The sequence below is a fragment of the Bradyrhizobium septentrionale genome (genome assembly GCF_011516645.4).
GTDB classification, from domain to species: Bacteria; Pseudomonadota; Alphaproteobacteria; order Rhizobiales; family Xanthobacteraceae; genus Bradyrhizobium; species Bradyrhizobium septentrionale.
Genome location: NZ_CP088285.1, coordinates 3,715,434 through 3,736,673, shown reverse-complemented (window position 1 = coordinate 3,736,673; position 21,240 = coordinate 3,715,434). Strand labels below are relative to the sequence as shown.

18 protein-coding genes and 2 pseudogenes are annotated in these 21,240 nt (G+C 65.7%); 7 read left to right on the top strand and 13 right to left on the bottom strand.

Annotation, left to right across the window (positions count from 1 at the left end):
- Positions 1-113 precede the first annotated feature (113 nt).
- Positions 114-1,442: an IS1182 family transposase gene (locus HAP48_RS19405; protein WP_166211244.1), complete on the top strand. Its 1,329-nt coding sequence runs from the start codon at positions 114-116 to the stop codon at positions 1,440-1,442.
- 110 nt (positions 1,443-1,552) lie between these two features.
- On the opposite strand, the gene pdeM is transcribed toward HAP48_RS19405, so the two are convergent.
- The 4 genes and pseudogenes from pdeM to HAP48_RS19385 all read right to left on the bottom strand — a co-directional run bounded on the left by pdeM (position 1,553) and on the right by HAP48_RS19385 (position 6,525).
- Entirely contained in the window at positions 1,553-2,224 is a 672-nt protein-coding gene (pdeM, locus tag HAP48_RS19400; protein WP_166211247.1) for a ligase-associated DNA damage response endonuclease PdeM, read from the bottom strand.
- Positions 2,225-2,300: 76 nt separating this feature from the next.
- The gene (locus HAP48_RS19395) at positions 2,301-5,066 is read right to left on the bottom strand and encodes a ligase-associated DNA damage response DEXH box helicase (protein ID WP_175612415.1); all 2,766 of its coding nucleotides are present in this window, start codon (positions 5,064-5,066) and stop codon (positions 2,301-2,303) included.
- A gap of 157 nt (positions 5,067-5,223) precedes the next feature.
- Positions 5,224-5,367 (bottom strand): annotated as a pseudogene (locus HAP48_RS19390) (ABC transporter substrate-binding protein); the annotation flags it as partial.
- Positions 5,368-5,598: 231 nt separating this feature from the next.
- Entirely contained in the window at positions 5,599-6,525 is a 927-nt protein-coding gene (locus HAP48_RS19385) for a methyltransferase domain-containing protein (RefSeq protein WP_166211250.1), read from the bottom strand.
- 131 nt (positions 6,526-6,656) lie between these two features.
- On the opposite strand from HAP48_RS19385, the gene HAP48_RS19380 reads away from it, so the two are divergent.
- From HAP48_RS19380 to HAP48_RS19360, 5 genes and pseudogenes are all read left to right on the top strand, one after another.
- Positions 6,657-7,715 carry a ligase-associated DNA damage response exonuclease gene (locus tag HAP48_RS19380; protein WP_166216237.1) on the top strand — a complete coding sequence of 353 codons (1,059 nt, stop codon included), beginning with the start codon at positions 6,657-6,659 and terminating at the stop codon, positions 7,713-7,715.
- Positions 7,712-9,517: a cisplatin damage response ATP-dependent DNA ligase gene (locus tag HAP48_RS19375; protein ID WP_176399226.1), complete on the top strand. Its 1,806-nt coding sequence runs from the start codon at positions 7,712-7,714 to the stop codon at positions 9,515-9,517. The genes HAP48_RS19380 and HAP48_RS19375 overlap by 4 nt, the downstream gene beginning before the upstream one ends.
- 98 nt (positions 9,518-9,615) lie before the next feature.
- The gene (locus HAP48_RS19370; RefSeq protein WP_166211253.1) at positions 9,616-9,921 is read left to right on the top strand and encodes a DUF6460 domain-containing protein; all 306 of its coding nucleotides are present in this window, start codon (positions 9,616-9,618) and stop codon (positions 9,919-9,921) included.
- Positions 9,922-9,941: 20 nt separating this feature from the next.
- Entirely contained in the window at positions 9,942-10,676 is a 735-nt protein-coding gene (locus tag HAP48_RS19365; protein ID WP_166211256.1) for an MBL fold metallo-hydrolase, read from the top strand.
- A gap of 120 nt (positions 10,677-10,796) precedes the next feature.
- Positions 10,797-11,952: pseudogene (locus HAP48_RS19360) on the top strand (MATE family efflux transporter).
- A gap of 150 nt (positions 11,953-12,102) precedes the next feature.
- Here HAP48_RS19360 and HAP48_RS19355 read toward each other — a convergent pair.
- Together HAP48_RS19355 and HAP48_RS19350 are read right to left on the bottom strand one after the other, a co-directional pair.
- Complete coding sequence (locus tag HAP48_RS19355) at positions 12,103-13,200, bottom strand: quinone-dependent dihydroorotate dehydrogenase (protein WP_166211259.1); 1,098 nt, start codon at positions 13,198-13,200, stop codon at positions 12,103-12,105.
- Positions 13,197-13,541 carry a DUF952 domain-containing protein gene (locus tag HAP48_RS19350; RefSeq protein ID WP_166211262.1) on the bottom strand — a complete coding sequence of 115 codons (345 nt, stop codon included), beginning with the start codon at positions 13,539-13,541 and terminating at the stop codon, positions 13,197-13,199. Before HAP48_RS19350 ends, HAP48_RS19355 begins: the two co-directional genes overlap by 4 nt.
- Before the next feature lie 206 nt (positions 13,542-13,747).
- On the opposite strand from HAP48_RS19350, the gene HAP48_RS19345 reads away from it, so the two are divergent.
- Positions 13,748-14,401 (top strand): S24 family peptidase, encoded by a 654-nt coding sequence (locus tag HAP48_RS19345; protein ID WP_166211265.1) that lies wholly within the window; start codon positions 13,748-13,750, stop codon positions 14,399-14,401.
- A 187-nt stretch (positions 14,402-14,588) separates the two neighbouring features.
- Here HAP48_RS19345 and HAP48_RS19340 read toward each other — a convergent pair whose 3' ends face one another.
- The 7 genes from HAP48_RS19340 to HAP48_RS19310 all read right to left on the bottom strand — a co-directional run bounded on the left by HAP48_RS19340 (position 14,589) and on the right by HAP48_RS19310 (position 21,018).
- A complete protein-coding gene (locus tag HAP48_RS19340; protein ID WP_224496510.1) occupies positions 14,589-15,374 on the bottom strand; it encodes a class II aldolase/adducin family protein in 786 nt (261 codons plus the stop codon).
- Positions 15,375-15,661: 287 nt separating this feature from the next.
- A protein-coding gene (locus tag HAP48_RS19335) for an IS630 family transposase (RefSeq protein WP_420869839.1) occupies positions 15,662-16,601 on the bottom strand; the annotation gives its coding sequence in 2 pieces (ribosomal slippage) (positions 15,662-16,264 and positions 16,266-16,601; 939 coding nt in all).
- Positions 16,602-16,728: 127 nt separating this feature from the next.
- The gene (locus HAP48_RS19330; RefSeq protein ID WP_166211272.1) at positions 16,729-18,369 is read right to left on the bottom strand and encodes a lysine--tRNA ligase; all 1,641 of its coding nucleotides are present in this window, start codon (positions 18,367-18,369) and stop codon (positions 16,729-16,731) included.
- Between the two features lie 110 nt (positions 18,370-18,479).
- On the bottom strand, positions 18,480-19,457 hold the full coding sequence (locus tag HAP48_RS19325) for a transporter substrate-binding domain-containing protein (RefSeq protein ID WP_420869880.1): 978 nt from the start codon (positions 19,455-19,457) through the stop codon (positions 18,480-18,482).
- 154 nt (positions 19,458-19,611) lie between these two features.
- Complete coding sequence (locus tag HAP48_RS19320; protein WP_166211279.1) at positions 19,612-20,202, bottom strand: SCO family protein; 591 nt, start codon at positions 20,200-20,202, stop codon at positions 19,612-19,614.
- Between the two features lie 16 nt (positions 20,203-20,218).
- A complete protein-coding gene (locus HAP48_RS19315; protein ID WP_414645898.1) occupies positions 20,219-20,353 on the bottom strand; it encodes a hypothetical protein in 135 nt (44 codons plus the stop codon).
- Between the two features lie 197 nt (positions 20,354-20,550).
- Positions 20,551-21,018 carry a hypothetical protein gene (locus HAP48_RS19310; protein ID WP_166211285.1) on the bottom strand — a complete coding sequence of 156 codons (468 nt, stop codon included), beginning with the start codon at positions 21,016-21,018 and terminating at the stop codon, positions 20,551-20,553.
- Positions 21,019-21,240: the final 222 nt, after the last annotated feature.

The following is a 21,240-nucleotide window of genomic DNA, read 5'->3' as shown; positions in this document are numbered from 1 at the left end:
CTCGCTCCGCTCGCACCTCACAGGATGTGATTTTTTTGCGGGGAGCCGAGCAAATTTGTCCGGATTGTTGTGCGATGTGGTTGTCTGGCGACGATGAATCGCGGGAGGCGACGATGGCTGCCGATGAGCTGTTTGGGGATTTGCCGGAGCAGGCAAAGCCGCCGGCTGAAGCGACAGCGCGCGGGGCGCCGCGGCTGCGCGAGCCGCAACGCGACCAGATCGCGTTGCGTGCGGTGGATATCGAGAGTCTGATCGGGGAAGACCATCCGGTGCGCCTGATCTGGTCTTATGTCGAAGGGCTCGATCTGAGCGATCTGGAGGACCGGATCAAGGCTCGCGGCGATCGCCCCGGTCACCCCGCGACATCGCCGCGGCTTTTGCTGGCGCTGTGGCTCTCAGCCACCAGCGAGGGCGTCGGCAGCGCGCGTGCCCTGGAGCGCCTTTGCGAGAGCCACGACGCCTACCGCTGGCTGTGCGGCGGGGTATCGGTGAACTATCACATGTTGGCGGACTTCCGGGTGGGCTGCGCCGATCTGCTCGACCGGTTGCTTTGCGAGCATTTGGCGGCGCTGGCGAAGGCCGGCCTGGTCGATCTGGAGACCCTGGCCCAGGACGGCGTACGGGTCCGCGCCAGCGCCGGGGCCGCCTCATTCCGGCGCGAGGCGACGCTGGACAAGCATCTGGCACAGGCTGAGGCGGTGGTTGAAGACCTCAAAGGAGAGGTTGAAGCACGCTCGGATGCCAGCAATCAGCGCATTCGGGCCGCTCGAGAGCGGGCTGCGCGTGAGCGCCAGGGCCGCCTGAAAGCGGCGCAGACGGCGCTCGCCGAGATCAAGCAACGGCGCAAAGAGCGTGAAGAAAAGCGTGGCAATGGCAAGAAGCCGAAAGAGCCGCGGGCCTCCACGACGGACGCCGATGCACGGGTCATGAAGATGGCCGGCGGCGGCTTCCGCCCCGCTTACAACGTGCAGGTGACGAGTGCGGCCGGCGAGCAGATCGTGACCGGGCTCAACGTTACCAGCATCGGGTCCGATCGCGGCTTGATGCGGCCGATGCTGGAGCAGCAGCGTACGCGCCCCGGCGGTCTACCCAAGCGCCATCTCGTCGACGGCGGCTTTGGCAGCGCCGAGGACATCGAATGGGCGCATGCCGAAGGTGTCGAGGTGTTTTGTCCGCCCACGCAATCCAAGCATGGCACAGACCCGTGCCTGCCGCGACGCGGCGACGGTCCGGGTGTGTTGGCTTGGCGCGCACGGATGGCAAGCGAGGCAGGCAAGGCCCGATACAAAACCCGCTCGACCTGCGAGTGCATCCATGCCCGCTGGCGCAACTGGGACCTGCGGCAATTGACCGTGCGCGGCATCGAAAAGGTCCGCGCCGTCGTGCTCTGGTTCGCCCTCACCAACAACATCTTGCAAGGTATCCGCCTCCGCGCCGCGTAAAAGCGAACTAATCAGTCAACTCAAACTCCATCATCGACCGACAACCAGCCCAGCCTCGCCCCAAACAGGCAAAAACCTCACAAGCTCTCAGGATGACGGGGATAGACGGCCTAATAACACCGTGACGCCACGAACGCATGCACGCGGTTGTCGCCAAGCACGTGGGCCATGAAGCCAGGCGATCCAAAGATCCTGGCGAACGCCGCGTCGCGGATGCTCAGGCCGCCGGTGTAGGCGCCGAACGCCGGCATCACCGCGCGCTCGCCGTCGGAGGCGAAACAACGCCGCTCGATCGAACGGCCGCGGGTCGGCACCCGGGCCTTGGGGTGCAAGTGGCCGGCGATCTCGCCGCTCGCGCCCGTCGGCTCATGGCGGAAAACGATCGGGCCGATCGCGACTTCGGTTGCGACCACCCCGCCGAGATCGGACGGCAGCGCCGGATCGTGGTTGCCCGAGATCCAGATCCAGTTGCGCCGCACCTGCAGCGCCGCGAGCGCCTCGCGATCCGGTTCCGACAGCCGCTCATGCGCATTGCGATCGTGAAAACTGTCGCCAAGCGCGATGACTTGCCGCGGATCGTGCCGCGCGATCACGGCGGCGAGCCGGCTCAGCGTCGCGACCGTGTCGTAGGGCGGCAGCAGCACGCCGCAGGAAGCGAAGCTCGAGCCCTTTTCCAAATGCAGGTCGGACACCACGAGCAGGCTTTGCTGTTCCCAGAACAGCGCGCCGGAGAAATCCGCCACGAAGCCGACATCCGCCACCGTGACCCTCGAAACGCGCATCTCGTCACCGTCTCGCAAAACCTGCGCGCCTGCCGTCACGTCCTGTTCCCCAAAATATGAGCCCGATTAAATCGGGTTATGTCGTCGCCTCCCGCACGAGTTCCTCGGCCGCCTCGGCCAGGAGCTCGTCGGATGCTTCGCCATAAACTGACTCGCGGCCGATTTCCAGCAGCGCGGGGACGGCAAGCGGAGAAACGCGATCGAGCGCCTTGTGGGTGATTCGGCCATGGATGCGCGAAAGCATGTCGCTGAGGCGGCGGAGATCGAGCAACCCTGTGGCGGCATCGCCGCGCGCGGCGCGCAGCAGCACATGGTCGGCTTGGTGCTTGCGCAGCACGTCGTAGATCAGATCGGTCGAGAACAGCACCTGGCGGCGCGACTTCTCCTCGTCGGTGAAGCGGCGCGCGATCAGGCCGGAAATGATGGCGCAATTGCGGAAGGTCCGCTTCATCAGCGCGGATTCCGCGAGCCACGCCTCGAGGTCGTCGCCGAGCATATCGGGATCGAACAGCGCATTGAGATCGAGCTTGCCCTGCCGGATCATGAAGGAGAGATCGCCGACGCCCCAGACCGCAACCGCATATTCGTTGGCGACGAAACCCAGCGGACGGGCGCGGGCGCGCTCCAGCCGGCGCGTCAGCAGCATGCCGAGCGTCTGATGCGCGAGCCGGCCCTCGAAGGGATAGCAGACCAGATAATGGCTGCCGCCGCGCGGAAAGGTTTCCACCAGCAGTTCGCGCACCGCGGGGACGCGGGAGAACTTTCGCTGCAGCGACAGCCAGTCGTGCACTTGGTCCGGCAGCGCGTTCCAGGCACGGCTGTTGTCGAGCAATTTGCGGACGCGCTCGGCGAGATAGGTGGAGAGCGGGAACTTGCCGCCCATATAGGACGGCACTTTTGCGTCTTTATCATTGGCGCGGGAGACGTAGACCTGGTCCTCGACCAGCGCCTCGTAGCGCACCACCTCGCCGCCGAACACGAACGTGTCGCCGGACACGAGGCCTTCGATGAACACTTCCTCGATCTCGCCGAGCATGCGGCCGCCACGGGCGATCGCGCCGGTCGATCCGGTGCCGCCGGCGCGTGACCGCACCAGCCGCACCTTCAGCATGGTCTCCTCGACGATGGTGCCGACGTTGAGGCGGTAGCTCTGCCGCACCTTGGGATTGGTGACGCGCCAGCGGCCCTGCTTGTCCTGCTTGATCCGCGCGAAACGCTCATAGGTCTTCAGCGCGTAGCCGCCGGTCGCGACGAAGGCGACGACGTCGTCGAAATCCGTCCGCGCCAGCGACGCATAGGGCGCCGCGGTCCTGACCTCATCATAGAGTTCGTCGGACAGGAACGGCTTGCCGCAGGCGCAGCCGAGCACATGCTGGGCCAGCACGTCGAGCGCGCCCGAGCGCAAGGGCGGCGTGTCCTGCGCATTCTCGGCGATGGCATCGATCGCGACACGGCATTCCAGCACCTCGAACCGGTTGGCCGGCACCAGCACGGCGCGCGAGGCCTCGTCGAAGCGGTGGTTGGCGCGGCCGATCCGCTGCATCAACCGCGACGAGCCCTTTGGCGCGCCGATATTGATGACGAGGTCGACATCGCCCCAGTCGACGCCGAGGTCGAGCGATGAGGTGCAGACCACGCCGCGCAGACGGCCGGCGGCCATCGCGTCCTCGACCTTGCGGCGCTGCGCGACGTCGAGCGAGCCGTGATGCAGCGCGATCGCAAGCCCGTCGTCATTCATGCGCCAGAGATCCTGGAACAGCATCTCGGCCTGGCTGCGGGTGTTGACGAACACCAGCGTGGTCTTGTTGCGCTTGATCAGCTCATAGACCTCGGGCAGCGCATGGCGCGCGCTGTGGCCGGACCATGGCAGCCGCTCCCGCGTGTCGAGCATCTCGACCACCGGCGGCGCGGCGCCGCCGGCGATGACGACGTCGGCGGACACGCTCTCGCCGTCCGGCTGCGGCACCAGGAAGCGCGCCAGCTGCTCAGGTTCGGCCACCGTTGCCGAAAGGCCGATGGCGCGCGCCTGCGGCGCGATGGTCCGGAGCCGCGCCAGCCCGAGCGACAGCAGATCGCCGCGCTTGGAGGTGACCAGTGCGTGCAGCTCGTCGAGCACGATGCGCTTCAACGAGGAGAACAGAAACGGCGCGTCGTCGGAGGCGAGCAGCAGCGCGAGTTGCTCGGGCGTGGTGAGCAGAATGTCCGGCGGATAGCGCCGCTGCCGCTGCCGCCGCGACACCGGCGTGTCGCCGGTGCGGGTCTCGATCCTGATCGGGAGCCCCATCTCGGCAACCGGCGTCTCCAGGTTGCGCGCGATGTCGACCGCGAGCGCTTTCAGCGGCGAGATGTAAAGCGTGTGCAAGCCGGCGGAGCGGCGAACGCCGCGGCCAGTGGAGCTGAGGCTGGGGCGCGATCTCGCGGACGCCGTTGCCTCTCCGCTTGCGAGATCGTCAGGCTCCCTCCCCCTGAAAGGGGGAGGGCTGGGGTGGGGGGCAGCCGCTTGCTCCGCGCCCGCGGCTGACCCCCACCCGTCCCGCGCAGGTGCGCCATTGCGTGCCCGAGCGAGCCGACCTCCCCCTTTCAGGGGGAGGTGAGAAGCGACATCACGGACTGGTCCCTCCCCGCTCAGTTCCGCCAGCGTCGGCAAGAACCCCGCCAGCGTCTTGCCTGCACCCGTGGGCGCGATCAGCAGCGCGGAACGCGCCTCGCGCGCTTTCGCCAACAGCGCGAGCTGGTGCTCGCGCGGCGACCAGCCGCGTGAGGCGAACCAGTCGCGAAACCGGCGCGGCAAGAGATCGGCCGTTTCCGACGGCGTGACGGAAAAGAGATCGAGCGTCGACACGCCCAAGAGGTAGGAGGTTCAGGCGGTTTCGTCGAGTGCGAGGAAATGGCGGCAGGTGGCAGGGGCTGCCACGCTTGCCTCGCCCCGCTTGCGGGGAGAGCCCTTGCCCCAACCCTATCCCCGCGAACAGCGGGGAGAGGGAGAAGGAAGACCCGCCCTATTCCACCACGGGCTTGTCGGAGATGTCCCAGTCTTTGCCGTTGAAGATCGAGATATAGAGCGTCTTCATCGGCGTGTAGTCGTCGGGCGTGTAGCTGTAATTGACGCCGTCAAGGAAGAAGGGCGAGTGGAAGCCGGCAAGCGCGAAGTCGCCGCTTTGCGGCGCAATGCCGCGTCACGGCAAATGCGTAGCGTGTAGACTCAAGTTTGAGTGCGGCAGATGACCATGCACCCTCTCCCCTTGTGGGAGAGGGTGGCTTCGATGCGAAGCATTGAAGCCGGGTGAGGGGTCTGTCTCCGCGGATGGAGACCCCTCATCCGGCGCGGATTGCATCCGCGCCACCTTCTCCCACAAGGGGAGAAGGTGAAGCGGTCACGGCTTGACGGCGACGGCGACGAGTCCGGGCGCCGGGATATTGTCTTCATTGCGCGCCGAGAGATCGTCGAGCAGCGCCAGCGTCAGCCCCGCGGCGGCGACGGAGGCGCGCACGTAAGGTGTACTATGGGCATAGCGCAGTCCCTCGCCGATAATGACACCCTCGCCGTCATGGGTCTCCGTCGTGAAGGCGAGCACGCCGCCTGGCACCAGCACGCGCGCGGCCTCGACGAGCACCGGCGCGAGATCGGCGACATAGACCATCGCATCGGCAGCCAGGATCAATTCGGCGCTGGCGTCAGGCTTGGCCGAAATGCCGCTGAGCATGTCGTCGACCTCGAGCTCGGCATAGAGGGCTGCGGCGCGCGCCTTGTCGATCATGCGCGGCGACAGGTCGATGCCGATGAAGCGATCGACATGCTCCGCGAACGCGCCGGCGGCCAGTCCGGTGCCGCAGCCGAGATCGATCGCGCGCTTGAAGAAGGCCGGCTTCTTTGCGCTCGCGCGCACCGACAGCACCGCCTTGAACAGCAGCGCCGGGCCGCGATAGCCGAGGTCGCCGACCAGCGCGGCCTCGAAGCGCGGCGCATATTGATCGAACAACGTCTGCACATAACCCGGCGGCATCGCGCTGACGGCCTCGACGCCGAGCTGCATCAGATGCAGGCCGGCGCCATGGCGGTCTTCGGGATCGGCGTCGCGCGCGGCGCGGAAGGCAGCGATCGCGGCATCGCGCTGGCCGAGCTCGAGGCGGATCTTGCCCAGCGTGTACCAGGCGGACGGGAATTTCGGCACCAGCTCGATCGCCTGTTCGAGCACCTCGGCGGCAGCCGGCAGATCGCCCTTCAATTGCAGGTCGCGTGCGAACTCGTAGCGGCGGTCGGCGACGAGGTCGCCGGAGGACAGAAACAGGCGGGGGGCCATTTCTTTTAAGGAACCAATCCTGGCCGGGTGCGGCCATCCATCAAAGCACGGACTTTTTCCGGAGATGGATGCGCGGGTCAAGCCCGCGCACGACGGTTAGATATCGTGGAATCAATGCCTATATGTCTGCCATGCGCCCGCAAGACATCCTGATGCCCGTCCCGGCCGGGCTTTGCTGCAAGCCCGGCGGCTTCCACATCGATCCTGTCAGGCCGGTCGAACGTGCCTTGATCACGCATGGCCATTCCGACCATGCGCGCGCCGGTCACGGCGCGGTGCTCGCGACCCGGGAAACGCTCGACATGATGCGGCTGCGCTATGGCGAGAATTTCGCTGGATCGACGCAGGCCGTCGCTTACGGCGAGGAGATCAGGCTCGGCGACGTCACGGTGGCGTTTCATCCCGCCGGGCATGTGCTGGGCTCCGCCCAGATCTCCGTCACCTGCAAGGACACCCGCATCGTCGCCTCCGGCGACTACAAGGATGCGCGCGATCCGACCTGCGCCCCGTTCGAGCTCGTGCCGTGCGACGTCTTCATATCAGAGGCGACCTTTGGCCTGCCGGTGTTTCTCCATGGCGACGCCGCCGGCGAAGTGAACAAGCTGCTGGCATCGGTCAAACTGTTTCCGGAGCGCGCGCACCTGGTCGGCGCCTATTCGCTCGGCAAGGCGCAGCGCGTGATCGCGCTCCTGCGCGAGGCCGGCTACGACGCGCCGATCTATCTGCACGGCGCGATGGAGAAGATCACGTACTATTATCAGGAACGGGGCATTGCGCTCGGCGAGCTCCGGCCGGCGCGCGGCATGAAGAAGGCCGAGCTTGCCGGCACCATCACGCTGGCGCCGCCGAGCGCGACAGCCGATGTGTGGACCCGGCGCTTTCCCGATCCGGTCACGGCCTTTGCGTCGGGCTGGATGCGCGTGCGCGCCCGGGCCCGGCAGGGCGCCATCGAGCTGCCGCTGGTGATATCAGATCATGCCGATTGGGACGGGCTGACGGCGACGATCGCAGCGACCGGCGCCGGCGAGATCTGGGTCACCCACGGCCAGGAAGACGCGCTGGTGCATTGGTGCAAGAGCAAGGGCCTTGCCGCGCGGCCGCTCGATCTGGTCGGCTATGGCGACGAGGATGAGGGCGACACGGCGGCGGTCACCGGCGAGGCCCAGCCCGCCGGCGAGGCCGAAACATGAATCGCTTTGCCCAACGGCTCGATCGCCTCGCCTACGAGCCCGGCCGCAACAACAAGATCAAGCTGCTGGTCGCCTATTTCCGTGAGACCGCGGACCCCGACCGCGGCTACGCGCTGGCAGCACTGACCGGCGCGCTGTCGTTCAAGCACGCCAAGCCGGGATTGATCCGCGATTTGATCACCGAACGCGCGGACCCGGTGCTGTTCGGCTACTCCTATGATTACGTCGGCGATCTCTCCGAGACCGTCGCACTGATGTGGCCGAAGTCTTCCCCCTCTCCCGCTTGCGGGGGAGGGTCGGGGTGGGGGTCTCTCCACGCGATCGACAAGCGGAAAAAGCCCCCACCCGGATCGGCCGACCGCGCTGACGCGCCGTCCGCCGATCCGACCTCCCCCGCAAGCGGGAGAGGTGAAGAAGGCCGCAAGTCCAGCCTCCACAACAACCCGCCTCCACCGACGCTGACGGACGTCGTCACCACGCTGCGCACGCTCGGCAAGGCTGAATTGCCGGCGCAGCTGGCGCGCTGGCTGGACGAGCTCGACGAGACCGGCCGCTGGGCGCTGCTGAAGCTCGTCACCGGCGCGATGCGGATCGGGATTTCCGCGCGGCTGGCGAAGACCGCGGCGGCGGCGCTCGGGACTAAGGATCCGCACGAGATCGAGCTGATGTGGCCCGGCCTGTCGCCGCCCTATCTCGAGCTGTTCGCCTGGCTCGAGGGCCGCGGCGACAAGCCTGTCAACCGCGATCCGACGCCGTTCCGCCCGGTGATGCTGGCGCATGCGATCGAGGATAGCGATTTTGCCAATCTCGACGCCGCCGATTTCAGTGCGGAATGGAAGTGGGACGGCATCCGCGTGCAGGCTGTCGCCGGCCGCGATGCGCGAGGCCACATCCAGGCGCGGCTCTATTCGCGCACCGGCGAGGACATCACCGGCAGCTTCCCCGACCTGGTGCCGTCGCTGCATCTTCCCGGCGCGATCGACGGCGAATTGCTGGTGCTGCGCGAGGGCCGCGTGCAGACCTTCAACGTGCTGCAGCAGCGGCTGAACCGGAAGGTGGTCTCGCCGACGCTGATCAAGGAATTTCCGATCCATCTGCGCGCCTACGACCTGCTCGGCGATGACGAAAAAGATTTGCGCGAGCTGCCCTACGTCGAACGCCGCGAGCATCTCGAACGTTTCGTCGCCAAGCTGAACGATCCGCGCATCGATCTGTCACCGATTGTCCCGTTCGCGAGCTGGGAAGAACTGGCTGCGGCGCGCGCCGATCCGAAAAGCGCCGGCGCCGGCGATGATGCCGACGCGGTCGAAGGCGTGATGCTCAAGCGCCGCGACGCACCGTATCTGCCGGGACGCCCTAAAGGCCCGTGGTGGAAGTGGAAACGCGATCCGCACATCATCGACGCGGTGCTGATGTACGCCCAGCGCGGCCACGGCAAGCGCTCGTCCTATTATTCCGACTACACGTTCGGGGTCTGGACCCGCGGCGATAACGGCGACGAACTCGTGCCGGTCGGCAAGGCCTATTTCGGCTTCACCGACGAGGAGCTGCTGCAGATCGACCGCTTCGTCCGCCGGAACACCACCGAGAAATTCGGCCCGGTGCGGCATGTCGTGCATGAGCCGGATCAGGGGCTGGTGCTCGAAGTCGCCTTCGAGGGCTTGCAGCGCTCACCGCGTCACAAATCCGGCGTCGCGATGCGCTTTCCCCGGATCAGCCGCCTGCGCTGGGACAAGCCACCGCGCGAAGCCGATCGCCTGGAGACACTTGAACGGCTGTTAATGACCATGACAGCGAATTAATTCGACCGCCGCATGGCAGCCATTGATCGCCGCTCACGGGTTTCCCATGTGCACCGCCGTGACCTATAATGCGCGGGCGATTCCGCCAGGAGAAAGCGATGCCAAACGACGTCAGGGACTTGCCGGCCGGCCAGAGTGACGGCCTGTACCGCTTTCTCGGCGGATCGCCACTCGCGGTGGCGTTCCGGCTGATCCTGCTTTCGATCCTGGTCGGCGTCGTGCTCGCCGCGATCGGCCTGGATCCCTGGAATATTCTCTACAGCATCCGCAGGCTGTTCCAGAGCATCTGGGACTTCGGCTTCGACGCGATCAACTGGGCCTGGCGCTACTTCCTGCTCGGCGCGGTGATCGTGATCCCGATCTGGCTGTTGTCGCGGCTGTTCGGCGCGCCGCGCGGCCGCTGATCCCAAGGAGTTCGCAGCCGATGCAATTGCGATTTGTCGGCTGCGGCGATGCATTCGGCTCCGGGGGCCGCTTCAACACCTGCTTCCATATCACCGGCGAGCGCGCCAATTTCCTGATCGATTGCGGCGCCTCGTCGCTTCCGGCGATGAAGCGGCTCGATATCGACCGTGATGCAATCGACCTGATCCTGATCACGCATTTCCACGGCGATCACTTTGCCGGCCTGCCGTTCTTCCTGCTCGACGCGCAGTTCTCCCGCCGCACCCGGCCGCTGGTGATTGCCGGGCCGCAAGGCATCGAAACCAAACTGCCCGAGGTGATGGAAGTGATGTTCGAGCATTCCTCCAAAATCAGGCAGCGCTTCGATCTCTCGGTCGTCACGCTCGCACCGCAGGAGCAGCGCAGCTTTGGCGAGGTGACCGTGACGCCCTACCCGGTCGTGCATGGCGAATCCGGCGGGCCGCACCTTGCCTATCGCGTCGAGGCGGAAGGTCGCGTCGTCAGCTACAGCGCCGACACCGAGTGGACCGACGCGCTGATCCCGGCCGCACAGGATGCCGACCTCTTCGTCGCCGAAGCCTATACCTACGACAAGATGGTCAAGAACCATCTCAGCCTGACAACGCTGGAAGCGCATTTGCCCGCCATCAACGCGAAGCGCGTGGTGCTGACCCACATGAGCGATGACATGCTCGGCCGCGTCGACGACCTGCCCTACACGGCGGCACACGATGGCATGGTGGTCGAGTTCTGACCATACGTCTGCCTTGTCGGCCGCTCCGCCCCCTCGCCACCGCATTGCTCTGAGAACAATTCCAGCATGGCCGCGCGACGGATGACGGGATAGAAACCTACATCCCTCGCAACTGTAGCCATGCACGCACCCATCCACCCAAAGATCACGACCCGCCAGGTGTTCGCCATCGCCGGCCCCGCGATGGTCGCCAACCTGACCACGCCGCTGATCGGCATCGTCTCGACCACCGCGATCGGCCGGCTCGACGATGCCGCGCTGCTCGGCGGCGTGGCGATGGCCTCGGTGATCTTCGACTGCCTGTTCTGGCTGTTCGCCTTCCTGCGCATGAGCACGCTGGCCTTCACCGCGCAGGCACAGGGCGCGGGCGAGATCAAGGAATATGCCGCGATCCTGGTGCGCGGCTTCATCGTCGCCGGCCTGATCGGCGCCGCGCTGATCGCGCTGCAGGCGCCGCTCGCCACGGTCACGTTCCAGCTGATGGGCGGCAGCGCGGGCGTCACTCACGCGGCCAAGAGCTATTTCATGATCCGGATATGGTCGGCGCCGCTGGCGCTGGCCAATTACGTCATCCTGGGCTGGCTGGTCGGCCAGGCACGCGCCAATCTGGCGCTCGTCCTACAGATCGTGGTCAATCTCATCAACGTGGCCGCCACCGTGCTGCTGGTGCAGGTCTATGGCGCAGGCATCGCGGGCGCCGCGATCGCCGCCGTGCTGGCCGAAGCCACAGGCTTTGCAGCCGGCATCATCGCGGCCTGGCGGATCTCGCAGGGTGGCTTCGCCGTTCCTGCGGCCACGCTGTTCGACCGCGCCAAGCTGATGCGCATGCTGGCGGTGAACCGCGACATCATGGTCCGCACCGCGGCGCTGATCGTCGTGTTCCTGTTCTTCACCGCCAAGGGTGCGCGCGAAGGCGACGTGACGCTGGCGGCGAATTCGGTGCTGAACAATTTCCTGCTGGTCAGCGCCTTCTTCCTCGACGGCCTCGCCAACGCCGCCCAGCAGCTGTGCGGCCCTGGCGTTCGTGATCCTGGCGCCGCTGCCCGGCGTGTTCGCGTTCGGCTTCGACGGCATCTATGTCGGCGCGACCTGGGCGCGCGAGATGCGCAATTTGATGCTGGCCTCGCTCGCGATCTTCCTCGCGGCCTGGTGGGCGCTCAGCGGATACGGCAACACCGGCCTGTGGATCGCGCTGATCGGCTTCTACGTCGCGCGCGGCGGCCTGCAGGGCCTGCGTTATCCGGCGCTGTTCAGGAAAACGTTCAAGGCTGCGTAGCCCGGCTAAGCCTCTCGTGTCCCGGACGCGGTGCGGCACGAAGTGACGCGCCGCAGAGCCGGGACCTATGTCAACCATGGGCCCCGGACCAGCAGCGCACCACGCCGCAACTCCGGCGCGCTGCACTGCATCCGGGGCACGAGAGAGTCGTTACCTCACCGGCCAGTCCTCGGCCGTGATGGTCGCGGCATCGGCGCCGACGATTTCCGACAGCGAGTCGCGGCCGGTGCGCAGCAGGGTCGAGGACAGGTCGCGCTTGATGTCCTCGACAAGGCCGATGCCCTTGTAGACCAGCGAGGAATAGAGCTGGATCAGGCTGGCGCCGGCACGAATTTTCGTCAGCGCGGCGCCGCCGGAGTCGATGCCGCCGACGCCGATCAGCGGAAATGCGCCTTCGACGCGGACATAGGTCTCGGCCACCATCCGCGTCGACAGGCGGAACAGCGGACGGCCCGACAGGCCGCCCTGCTCCTTGGCGCGGTTCTCCTCGCGCAAGGTCGAGGGACGCGCCAGCGTGGTGTTGGCGACGATCATGCCGTCGACGCGCCGCGAGCGGGCGATGTGCACGACATCGTCGAGTTCCGCGAGGCTCAGATCGGGCGCGATCTTGAGCAGGACCGGCGAATCCCCGGCATTCTTGCGCACGCGTTCGCGGGTATCGATGACCCGCGCCAGCAAATCGTCGAGCGCCGCCGATTGCTGCAGATTGCGCAGGCCCGGCGTATTCGGTGAGGACACATTGACGGTGAAATAGCTCGCGACCGGGGCAAACGTCTCGATCAGCTTCACGTAGTCGGCGACACGGTCGGACGAATCCTTGTTGGCCCCGACATTGACCCCGATGATGCCGCCGCCGGCGGCCCGCGCGGCGAGCCGCCGCAGCACGGCCTCCGCGCCGTCATTGTTGAAGCCCATGCGGTTGATCACGGCCTCGTCGCGCTCCAGGCGAAACAGCCGCGGCCGCGGATTGCCTGCTTGCGGCTTCGGCGTCACCGAGCCGATCTCGACAAAGCCGAAGCCAAGCCGCAGCAGCGCGTCGGGCACTTCCGCGCTCTTGTCGAAGCCCGCCGCCATGCCGATCGGATTCGGAAAATTGAGCCCGAAGGCGCGCACCGCGAGCTTGGGATCATCCACCCGCTGCCGGATCGGCGGCAGCAGCTTCAGGCCCTGGATCGCCATGCGATGGGCATCTTCCGGATCGAACCAGCGCAGCAGCGGCAGCGAGAAGGCGTCGAAGGCACGGATCACGGCTTGAGCTCCGGAACGTCGTGGCCGCCGTCGGAGCGCGCGCGCAGGTCGAGGATTTCGATGACAGCGCCGAGATCGAGTTCGCCATAGAGATGCGGGAACAACTCGTCGTTGCGCGACCGCTCCCAGCGCAGGGCATCGCCAAGCGCATCGGCATCGACCGCGACCAGGAACAGGCCGGTTTGCCCGTGGTAGTGCTTGCGCGCGGTCTCGGCGACCTGGGAGGCAGTTGAAAAATGGATGAAGCCGTCGCGCTGGTCGTCCGCGCTGCCCCGGTACACGCCCTGCCGCTCGGCCTCACGCCAGGCCGAAGCGGGGGTGATTTTGTAGATCATAGGCACGGGCCGGCGCTCCCTTTTGTCCTTGAATCTCTTGGGGTTTTATCCGGATTTGATGGGGATAGCCCCAGACGCCACCGGGCGAGCGAGGGACCGTATCGGCGGCGGCGGCGCAACTCAAGCGGCGCCGGGACACAGAAGAGGGCAGATTTGCGAAATTCGCGAGTTTCAGGCAATAATTCCTAGGACTGCACCCGGGGACATCCTCGATGGCCAAACAGCCCAAAGCCGCCCGACCGCTGACCCACGCTCAGGTCTGGGCCGCGCTCGACCGGCTCGCCGAACGCGCCGGCCTGTCGCCGTCCGGCCTTGCCAAGCAGTCCGGGCTCGATCCCACCACCTTCAACAAATCCAAGCGCGTGACCGGCGACGGGCGCGAGCGCTGGCCGTCGACCGAATCGCTCTCCAAGGCGCTGGCCGCGAGCAATGCCAGCATGGAGACCTTCGTGCAACTGCTCGGCGACGGCCCGCGCGGCGGCCAGTCGGTGCCGTTGATCGGCTTCGCCCAGGCCGGCGCCGGCGGCTTTTTCGACGACAGCGGTTTTCCCGCCGGCAAGGGCTGGGACGAAGTGGCGCTGCCGGCCACCACCGACGAGCACGCCTATGCGCTGGAGATCGAGGGCGGCTCGATGAAGCCCGCCTATCGCGAAGGTGACATCATCGTGGTGTCACCCGCGACCGCGATTCGCCGCGGCGACCGCGTCGTGGTGCGCACGACCGGCGGCGAGGTGATGGTGAAGGAATTGAGGCGCCGCACCGCCAAGGTGCTGGAGCTCGCGTCGCTCAATCCGGAGCACCCCGACCGCATGCTCGATGCCGAAGAGGTGGTGTGGATCGCGCGCATCGTGTGGGCGAGTCAGTAGCCGGGCGGGTCGATCACCGCATAACAAGTGTCGTCCCGGGCAAGCGAAGCGCGACCCGGGACCCATAACCACCGCACGTCGTGCTGAGCACGCTGGGGCCACATCTCGCCTCGACAACATGACCCTGTGGTTATGGGTCCCTGCTTTCGCAGGGACGACGGCGGAGATTGCGGGTGCGCTGCGTAGCCTACGTCGCGTAGTCCGGCTCCTTGCGGTCCAGCATCCGCTTCAGCGCATCGAAATGCCGCTGCGCCGGGGTCGGGCCGTTGTAGAGATGGTCGTCGCGAAAATCGCGCTTGGTCTTCTCAACCACATGCTGCGGCAATTGCTTGAGCGGCTGCTGGGTCCACATCGCGTAGATCTGCACCTGCGCCGCGCGCTCGATGTAATAGAGCCGGTCATAGGCGTCGGCGACGGTCGCGCCGACGGTCGAGATGCCGTGATTGGCCATGAACAAAATGGTCTTGTTACCGATCACCTTGGTGAGCCGTGCGCCCTCCTCGGGATCGAGCGCGGGGCCGGTGTAGAGATCGTCATAGGCGATCGCCTCCGACAGCCCGACCTCGGTCTGCCCGATCTCCTTGATGCGCGGATCCTCGAGGCGGGTCAGCGCGCTCGCATACGGCATATGGGTATGGAATACGGCCTTGGCCTGCGGCAGCGCCTTGTGGATCGGCGCATGGATGCAATAGCAGGAACGCTCGACCTCGCCCTCGCCGCGCTTCACCTCGGCATCGTCGATGCCGACCTCCATGAAGGATGACGCCGTGACCTCCGACCAATGCATGCCGAACGGGATCTGGTAGTAGCGGTCGGTGCGGCCGGGCACCACCAAGGTGAGATGGTTGAAGATGCCTTCCGAAAAGCCGTGGTTGAAGGCGAGCCGGTGCGCCGCCGCAAGATCGACCCGCGCCTGCCATTCCTCGGCGCTCGAACTGTCCTGCAGCGATGTCGGCGAAACCCTGAACTGCATGCGCATGCTCCCATCTGTGCCGGCCTCTCGGCGGAGGCCGTGCTCATTTTATGGGACGGAGTGTAGCGCAATCCGGCGCAACCTCGGCTGAAATTGCCGGGGATCAGCCATCCGCATTTTGCGGGCTCGCGTCGCAAACACCCCTGTCGTCCCGGCCTTGAGCCGGGACCCATAACCACGAATGGTCGTACGTTACGCCGCTGGGGCCGCCGCGCGGTTCGACGACTCGCAGCTGTGGTTATGGGTCCCTACTCCCGTGCGCAATTGCGCACTAAAGCGTGATGGCATTAAGTTCGATAGCCTGAATTTTTCAGGTAATTGGCGCATTCCTCGGGGGTGAAGGCGTCGAGTGCGTGGCCGATTGCGGCGCAGACCGCGTCGACGGTTCGCGCGGCAGCTTTGCGGAGCAGATGCTTGAGCTTGGCAAAGACCTGTTCGATCGGGTTCAGGTCGGGCGAGTATTTGGGCAGGAAGAAGAGTTTGGCGCCGACCGAACGGATGAGTTGGCGAACTGCTTTGCTCCTGTGGCTACCGAGGTTATCCAAGACGACGATATCGCCGGGTCGAAGGACAGGCAGAAGAACCTTCTCGACATAGGTGCGAAAGCTCACGCCATCGATCGGCCCCTCGATGAACCATGGCGCATCGATCCGGTCATGGCGCAAGGCCGCCAGGAAGGTCATGGTCTTCCAGCGACCGTGGGGAACCGTGGCAGGAAGTCTGTGCCCGCGCGGTGCCCATCCACGCAAAGGCGCCATATCGGTTCTGGTCCATGTCTCGTCGATGAAGACGAGCCGCTCAGCTTCGACGCGCCCTTGATATTTTGTCCACTGGGCTCGCCGCCGCGCGACCGCGGGTCGATCCCGTTCGCCAGCCGCCACGCTTTTTTTTGAAGCTTAGCTTCTCGGCGTGCACGAAGTCCCACACCGAGTGATAGTCGACCTTCAGGCCGCGTCCAGCAAGCTCGGCAACGAGCCCCCGTATAGTGAAATCGCCGTCCTTGATCCGCTGCGACAGCCAAGCCGCGTGGTCTCCCGAAACCGCCCTCGGCTTATGACCGCCCATCTGGCCAGGCTCAACGCTGCCGGTCTCCTCGACCCGCTGCATCCAACCGATTGCGGTGCTGATCGCGACCCCAAACTGCTTGGCCGCCTGATTGCGAGACATCCCGCCCTCGATCGCCGACACGACTCGCTTGCGAAGATCCAGAGAATAAGGCTTGCCCATCCATGCTGGCCTCCAACCCAGTCAGCATGGTGAATCAGAAACACACCGATTTGGGAATCCCAAATCGATTCAACCTAACCCCATCCCGCTCTAGGCAGGGACGACCATGGTGTGAAAGCTCATCGATCTACGACGACCGCGCCAGCGCGCCGTCGATCATGTTGACCGCGTTCTGTACGCCGTAGACCGCGACGAAGGAGCCGAAGCGCGGGCCCTTCTCCTGGCCGAGCAGCACCTGGTAGAGCATGTTGAACCAGTCGAGCGAGACGCCGGGACGGCCGTCCTTGCCCTTCTTGACCACGTCGAGGAACGGCTCGCGGCGGCCGATCTCATAGACCACGTTCTGGATGTCCTCCGCGGTCGCATCCGCCGGAATGTTGGCAAGCGCATCGCGCAGATCCTGCAGCGCGGCGCGTTCCCCGTCGGTCGGCTCGCGGAACTGCTTGGTCGGCGCCACGAAGTCGCGATAGTAGTTGATAGCATAGCCGACCATTGCATCGAGCTTCGGATGGGTCTGCGGCGTCACGCCCGGCCGGTAGCGGCCGATGAAGCCCCACAACGTCTCGGCATTCTCCGCGTTCGACGACGACACCAGCGTCAGCAGGAGCTGGAAGGTGACGGGCATGTCGGCTTGCGGCGGCTTGCCGGAATGGACATGCCAGACCGGATTCTGCAGCTGCTGCCGCGCCTCCTGCCGCGTGAAGCCGTCGAGGAACTGCTGGTACTCGTCGACATTGCGCGGGATGACGTCGAAATAGAGCCGCTTCGCCGCCTTGGGCTCGCGGTACATGAACAGCGACAGTGATTCCGGCGAGGCGTAGCGCAGCCATTCGTCGATGGTCAGCCCGTTGCCCTTCGACTTCGAGATCTTCTGGCCCTTCTCGTCGAGGAACAGTTCGTAGTTGAAGCCTTCCGGCGGCGTGCCGCCGAGCGCCGAGCAGATCTTGCCCGACAGCTTCACGGAGTCGATCAGGTCCTTGCCGGCCATTTCATAGTCGACGCCGAGCGCGTACCAGCGCATCGCCCAGTCCGGCTTCCATTGCAGCTTGCAGCGGCCACCGGTGACGGGAACGGTGACGCTCTCCTTGGTGTCGGGATCCTCATAGGAGATCGTGCCGGCCTTGGCGTCGTGTGCCGTCACCGGCACGTAGAGCACGAGGCCGGTGCGCGGACAGATCGGCAGGAACGGCGAGTAGCTCGCCGCCCGCTCCTCGCGCAGCGACGGCAGCATGATCGCCATCACCTTCTCGATCCGCTCCAGCATGCGGAGCAGCGCAGCGTCGAACCGGCCGGAGGTGTAATATTCGGTCGAGCTCGCGAATTCATAGTCGAAGCCGAACTGGTCGAGGAAGGCGCGTAGCCGCGCATTGTTGTGCTGGCCGAAGCTCGGATGGGTGCCGAACGGGTCCGGCACCTTGGTCAAGGGCATGCCGAGATGCTGCCCGAGCAGCTCCTTGTTCGGCACGTTGTCCGGCACCTTGCGCAGTCCGTCCATGTCGTCGGAGAAGGCGAGCAGGCGGGTCTTGATCTTGTCCTCGGTGAGCACGCGGAAGGCGTGGCGCACCATCGTGGTGCGCGCGACCTCGCCGAACGTGCCGATATGCGGCAGGCCCGACGGGCCGTAGCCGGTCTCGAACAGCACCTCGTCCTTCGGATTTTTCTTCAGCCGCGCCACAATCGCTTTCGCCTGCTCGAACGGCCAGGCGTTGGATTGTTCGGCGAGCGCCCGCAGGTCGCTCGGGCTGGCAGCAAGATCAATCACGGACATTCTTCAGGCTTTCTCCAAAAAGGCCGCGAAAACTAACGCTTTCGCGGCAAAATGCAAAGTTGCGCTCCCTCGCCCCGCTCTTTGCGGGGAGAGGGGTGGGGCCCTTTGCGTCAAAACGGGCTGATCGAGAAATAGCGCAGCCACAGATCGGTGAAGCGGCCTTTCTCCCAGATCCGGAACAGCGCCCAGTTCAGCGACTGCCGGAGCAGATCGTTGCCCTTGCGGACGGCGATGCCGACGCCCTCACCGAAAAAGCGGCTTTCGACAAACGGGCCGCCGGAGAACGCGCAGCATTCGGCGGAATCGGTACCGTTGATCCAGAACGCGAGCGAGATCGCATCGCCAAAGATGAAGTCGACCTCGCCGCGGCGCAGCGCCGCGCGCAGCGCATCGTTATCCGGATAGGAATGGATCTCGGCGTCGGTGAACATCGCCTTGAGATAGGCCTCGTGCGAGGTGCCGGCGATCACGCCGACCTTCTTGCCCTCGAGATATTCCGGGCGGATTTCCGGCATCACATTGTCGCGGCGCGACACGAAGCGTGCCGGCGCGCGGTAATAGGGATCGGTGAAATCGACCTTGGCGCGCAACTGCGGCGTCACCGCCATCGACGCGATGATGGCATCGCCCCGGTTGGTGGCCAGCGCATCGATCAGGGTCTCGAAGCGGCGCATCTGGATGGTGCAGGTGACCTTGATCTCGTCGCAGAGCGAACGCGCCAAGTCGACGTTGAAACCGGCCGGATTGCCGTCGGGCCCGGTGAAGTTGAACGGCGGATAGTCGGTCTCGGTCAGGAAGCGGATCACGGTGAGGCGCGACAGGTCCGGCCGGTCCGGGCGCCGCCGCGGGTCCCACAAGCCGGGCACCGCCTGTGGCGCGGCCTCGGCAGCGGCCTTGGGCGGCAGGGTTGGGGTCGGTGGCGCCGCAGCGGCGGGAGGCGGCGCAGGCGCCGTCTGTGCAGGAGCCGGCTTGGCGGACGGAGCGGGAGCCGGAGTTGGAGCCGTCTTGGCGGCGGGCGCTTGCGGTGCCTGAGTGGGGGGCGTCTGCGCGATCGCAGGGCCTGCCAAAGCCAGCAGGACAACCGTCATCCCCGCGGCCAGACGGGACTGGCGCGAGCGGACGGCAAGGGGCTGGGCGGACAGGTCTGGCATAACCGGCAATTTTAGGGAATTGAACGGCTTATAGACCATCCGGCGCCTGATGCGAGCGCCGATTGGGTTAATTCTGAGCCGGAAACGGGGATCAGAGATATCGTTTCAGATCGGCCGCGGCCTCTTCCGGCGTCCGTTTCAGATTGAACGGCGAAACGAAACGGCCGTCCCGATCCATCAGATAGATCAGCGCGGTGTGATCCATCGTGTAGTCGCCATCCTTCAGCGGCACCTTCTTGGCGTAGACGCGATAGCTCGACAGCACCTTGGCGATCGCGGCGGGGTCGCCGGTCAGGCCCTTGAGGTGCGGATCGAAGCTCGAAAGATAATCCTTCATCGCGGTGGCGGTGTCGCGTTCCGGATCGACCGAGACGAAATAGGCATTCACGCGATCGGCGTCCTTGCCCATCGCCTTCAGGACCTCGGAAATCTCGAACAGCGAGGTCGGGCAGACGTCCGGGCAATGGGTGAAGCCGAAGAAGATCAGCGTCGGCTTGCCCCGGAGGTTCTTGTCGGTGACGGTCTGGCCGGCCTGGTCGGTGAGCTGGAACGGGCCGCCGATCGCGGCCGGGGCGGCAACAGTGCGGAGGCCCCCGACCGCCCACAGCATCAGGAACAGGCCGACCGCGAGGCTGCCGGCGAAGGCGGCGAAGATCACCAGCGGGCGAGTGGTCCGAGGCATGGGCAGGACATCCTTGTCAGAAGCAGGCGGAGATGCCGGCCGTGATCATTTCAAAAAACACCGCAGTCCCGTAGTGGAACCAGAGCGCCGCAGCGGCAAGCAGGACCACCCCGCCGATGCCGGCAGCGCCCCACAGGATCGCAGATGCCACCCGGCCCTGCGGAGCCGTCACGAGCTCGGATCGGGTGGAGATCGGCTGAACCATACGGTTGAGATAAGCCGGGTTCCGGCAGGCAGCAAGCGCAACGGCGGTCGCAGGCCGTCAAATGATAGCGAGGCTACTCCCGGCAGCGGCCGGATCACGCCGGCGATGGCAGACGAGGATTAAATGCAGAGATCAGTCCGAGCTCAGTGCTCGGGCTTCGACGCCGAGGCCTGGGCGTTGAGGTAGCACGGCTTGTACAGCGCCTGCAGCTGCTTGCCGCGCAGGAAGATCATCCGGCGGGTCAGGCCACCGCGGTCCGTGATCCATCTGCGGACGGCCGGCGGGTACATCAAATACAGCATATGGGTGGCTTCGGGATTGGGGACCGGGCGGCCGTCGTCGCCGTAATCCCAGGCCGCATGGAAGCCGAGACTGGCGTGTGACGTCACACAAATCCGGTCATGAGGAACCTTGCCGAGCACGATGGTGCAGGCCGAGGCGCACAACCCGTCGATGATGACGGTCTCACCCGACGTGCGCAGGTCCTGATATCTGTCGACATAGATCCCGATCTTGCCGCCGCGATCGTCGGCGATTCTGACCACTGCCTGTGACGCCCCCATTCCCGCCAGCAGGAGAACCGCAGCGAGCAACCCCGTCATCAACTTCATTGGCCAGCCCCAGTCGAAACCGAATCTGTTGGTCTTGTGATGCAAGATGTCGCGAGCGTGTTGCGGCCGCGGATTTTTGTCCAGACGAGCGAAGCCGGTCAAAACAAATTCAAATTGGGTGTTGCGCGCGCGCTGCAGTTAAGCGTGGAAAAGGTCCCAAACTGGAACAGCCTGCCCCAACTGCTTGGTGCCGGGCCGCCACAGGCAAGCTCCATTTAGCGT

Coding starts and splice junctions, on each gene's coding strand:
- HAP48_RS19405 (WP_166211244.1), top strand. CDS start 114: ATGGCTGCCGATGAGCTGTTTGGGGATTTGCCGGAGCAGGCAAAGCCG.
- pdeM (WP_166211247.1), bottom strand. CDS start 2,224: ATGCGCGTTTCGAGGGTCACGGTGGCGGATGTCGGCTTCGTGGCGGAT.
- HAP48_RS19385 (WP_166211250.1), bottom strand. CDS start 6,525: ATGGCCCCCCGCCTGTTTCTGTCCTCCGGCGACCTCGTCGCCGACCGC.
- HAP48_RS19380 (WP_166216237.1), top strand. CDS start 6,657: ATGCGCCCGCAAGACATCCTGATGCCCGTCCCGGCCGGGCTTTGCTGC.
- HAP48_RS19375 (WP_176399226.1), top strand. CDS start 7,712: ATGAATCGCTTTGCCCAACGGCTCGATCGCCTCGCCTACGAGCCCGGC.
- HAP48_RS19370 (WP_166211253.1), top strand. CDS start 9,616: ATGCCAAACGACGTCAGGGACTTGCCGGCCGGCCAGAGTGACGGCCTG.
- HAP48_RS19365 (WP_166211256.1), top strand. CDS start 9,942: ATGCAATTGCGATTTGTCGGCTGCGGCGATGCATTCGGCTCCGGGGGC.
- HAP48_RS19345 (WP_166211265.1), top strand. CDS start 13,748: ATGGCCAAACAGCCCAAAGCCGCCCGACCGCTGACCCACGCTCAGGTC.
- HAP48_RS19340 (WP_224496510.1), bottom strand. CDS start 15,374: ATGCAGTTCAGGGTTTCGCCGACATCGCTGCAGGACAGTTCGAGCGCC.
- HAP48_RS19330 (WP_166211272.1), bottom strand. CDS start 18,369: ATGTCCGTGATTGATCTTGCTGCCAGCCCGAGCGACCTGCGGGCGCTC.
- HAP48_RS19325 (WP_420869880.1), bottom strand. CDS start 19,457: ATGACGGTTGTCCTGCTGGCTTTGGCAGGCCCTGCGATCGCGCAGACG.
- HAP48_RS19320 (WP_166211279.1), bottom strand. CDS start 20,202: ATGCCTCGGACCACTCGCCCGCTGGTGATCTTCGCCGCCTTCGCCGGC.
- HAP48_RS19310 (WP_166211285.1), bottom strand. CDS start 21,018: ATGAAGTTGATGACGGGGTTGCTCGCTGCGGTTCTCCTGCTGGCGGGA.